This window comes from uncultured Veillonella sp. (assembly GCF_938010505.1).
Taxonomy (GTDB): domain Bacteria; phylum Bacillota; class Negativicutes; order Veillonellales; family Veillonellaceae; genus Veillonella.
Genome location: NZ_CALLVP010000028.1, coordinates 1 through 2,817 on the forward strand (window position 1 = coordinate 1; position 2,817 = coordinate 2,817).

3 protein-coding genes are annotated in these 2,817 nt (G+C 36.8%); all 3 read left to right on the plus strand.

Annotation, left to right across the window (positions count from 1 at the left end; genetic code table 11):
- A partial coding sequence (locus Q0507_RS01530) for a M48 family metallopeptidase (protein ID WP_298711351.1) occupies nt 1–1,107 on the plus strand: 1,107 nt, incomplete at its 5' end.
- Nucleotides 1,108–1,745: 638 nt separating this feature from the next.
- A complete protein-coding gene (locus Q0507_RS01535; protein WP_367268435.1) occupies nt 1,746–2,357 on the plus strand; it encodes a MotA/TolQ/ExbB proton channel family protein in 612 nt (203 codons plus the stop codon).
- On the plus strand, nt 2,354–2,758 hold the full coding sequence (locus tag Q0507_RS01540) for a biopolymer transporter ExbD (protein WP_012863667.1): 405 nt from the start codon (nt 2,354–2,356) through the stop codon (nt 2,756–2,758). The genes Q0507_RS01535 and Q0507_RS01540 overlap by 4 nt, the downstream gene beginning before the upstream one ends.
- Nucleotides 2,759–2,817: the final 59 nt, after the last annotated feature.

Here is a 2,817-nt window from a genome sequence, read left to right on the forward strand (position 1 = left end):
ATGCAAACGGCTTCTGTTAATGCTGCATCTGCTGCGGTACAATCTTTAGCTGGTGGTGCTATTGCTATGGCTTACGTATCTACTGCATTAAATAAAATGGATAATTCTGCAGAGGGGCAACAGGAGAGTTTGGCACGCACAAAAGAGAAAACAGGTTACTTAAACGATAGTGCAGCCCAAGAGCGTGTTAATCGAATTATGAAGACATTAGAGGCTACACCTAGTGTAAAACTTTCCTACGTTGTATATGCGAATCCTGATGAGGAGTTTAATGCGTTTGCCACACTTGGTCGTGTTATGTCCATTAACAAGGGTGCTCTAGATACGCTAGATGATGATCAATTGGCCTATGTAATGGCTCATGAAATCTCTCATGGCGAGCATAAAGATATTATTAATGGCGCTAAGAAGCAAATCGGTCTTTCTACAGCGGTCGGCATTGCCGCTGGCGGCAGTGAAGGCGCAGCTATTTTATCTAATGTGGCAGGCAACTACTTATCCAATCAAGTGTTTACGATGAGTCAAGAAAAAGCCGCTGATGAGTTAGGCTTTAAGATTTTAAGTGAATCTCCATATAATGTAGGTGGTGCAGCTGGTTCTATGGCAGTACTACGCAACAAAGTAGGGGAACACTACCGTGAAGGGCTTTCACAAGTGGTAGCACCTAATAACCATCCAAAGTTGTCCGATCGGGTGAACAATAATATTTCTCGTATGTACACATATTCTGGGAATCATGTAAACGTATCGAATGGTACTGTGTACGTAAACGGTGATAATATCTATACTCCAGCAGGTAGTGGCCGCTACACAGGCGAAGAGCGTGCTTATTACATGGCTGGTAAGTTGGCACGATTGTATCATAACAATCAAGTGACACCAGGTTCTGCATCCTACAGTGGTGACACTGTAACGGTAGCTGGTCAATCCATTGTTTCTACGCCAAATGTGGACGTAGCATTGCAAGTGGCAACAAATCTTAACAATGCATTTGTAAAGCCTGCAGGTTCTGCTGTTAATGCTAAAAAACCAGTAAAGGTTAAACAAGAAAAACCTAAAAAGGTAAAAGAAAATAAAAAGGCAAAAGCTGATAAAGCAAAAAAATAAATGAGAGTTATACATGACATATAATTTGCTTTAAGGATTTACGTTATTATAATCAGAATAATCAGAGGACTGAGCCCATGAATGCTTAGTCCTCTTTTTATATGGATTGTAATTTTTATAGTTTGAGTATAAGTTTATATGTTAATAAGTTTATAAGATGTATTGAGGGATATACGAGTAAGAAATAGACTGTAAAGATATTGTTAATCATAAGTATAATTATTGTTCATGTGTGAATAAATTATATTCATGAAGTAATAATAAGTTCATAAAAATACAAAAAGATTTTTGATAATGGAATGTGAATTATAATAATTTTCAACTATAAAATATGAGGGATTACCTTATTGAGTATAGTTTTAATAGATATAATTATTATATTCTTTATAACAATTATGAAGTATTTATGCAATGGCTTAATATTGTCTATATATAGTGGATAGATGTATATTTAAGGTGGATGAAATATGTGCTTAGAATGGAATCCTATAGAAATACCATAACGGTAGGGGGTATAGGGTTATTGTACTTATACATGCTTTATAGGATAATGTCAATGTTGGTGGTTAATCTAATAATATAGATGACCATTTTTTTGTTAAATAATACGTAATTTTATACATTATATGGAGGCTATGATGGAGTATACAATTCACCTATTTAATGCGGGTGGCATCGTTATGTATCCACTTGTACTATTTATGTTAGCGGCATGTACTATTTTATTTGAACGTATTCGTATGTACAGAAACATCAATCATGAGTTACAACAGTTGTCCGATAGCATTGATGCAGGTCGTAATAGTAATAATTGGTCTACTCTAGAAAATTCTATAAAAAATAGTGATGACGCATTGAGTAGATTCGTGTCTCCTATCGTGGAGTCTGTATATAGTGCGGAAGGTTTAGAGAACCGTTTACATGATGTGGTAGGTTACATGGATGAACGTTTAAAACGCGGCCTTAACTGGCTTAGCATGATGGTAACAATGGCTCCATTACTTGGACTTTTAGGGACTGTTGTTGGTATGATTCGATCCTTCGCAGCCGTTGGAGGCGATATTGGTGCGCCTACTGTTATCACAGGCGGTGTATCCGAAGCGTTGGTTGCCACTGCAACGGGGCTTTCAGTAGCTATCGTAGCATTAGCTATCCATAGTTGGTGCACAGATAAAGTAAACTCTGATATCGCGAAATTAGAGCAAAAATTAGGTTCTATCATGGATTTATATATTAGGAGTCAACGATGAAACGTAGTTCAGTAGGCATACAAAAAGAACCTACCATCATGATTATACCTATGATTGATATCGTTTTCTTCTTGCTCGTATTTTTCATGATGAGTACGTTATATATGAATACAGAGGAACAAATTCCTCTTAACTTACCGAAGGCTTCCTCTTCTTCCGCAAAGACGATTGAGCCAATTACGATTTCATTAACAGCTACACATAAGATGTATCTTAATGAACGTGAGATTGCCCCTGATCAATTGGGCAATGAGATTCAAGGTATTGTTGCAAAAGAACCTCAACAGGCATTTATTGTACGTGCCTCTGAGGATATTGCGTATAAGGACGTTATCAATATTTTAGATAATCTTAAAATTAGTGGTGCTCGGTTTGTTAGTGTAGCTACAGAACGGAAGTGATTCTATGGTAGACAAACGATATGGAATTCCTTTCGTAGCTGCATTGGTATTAAATCTTG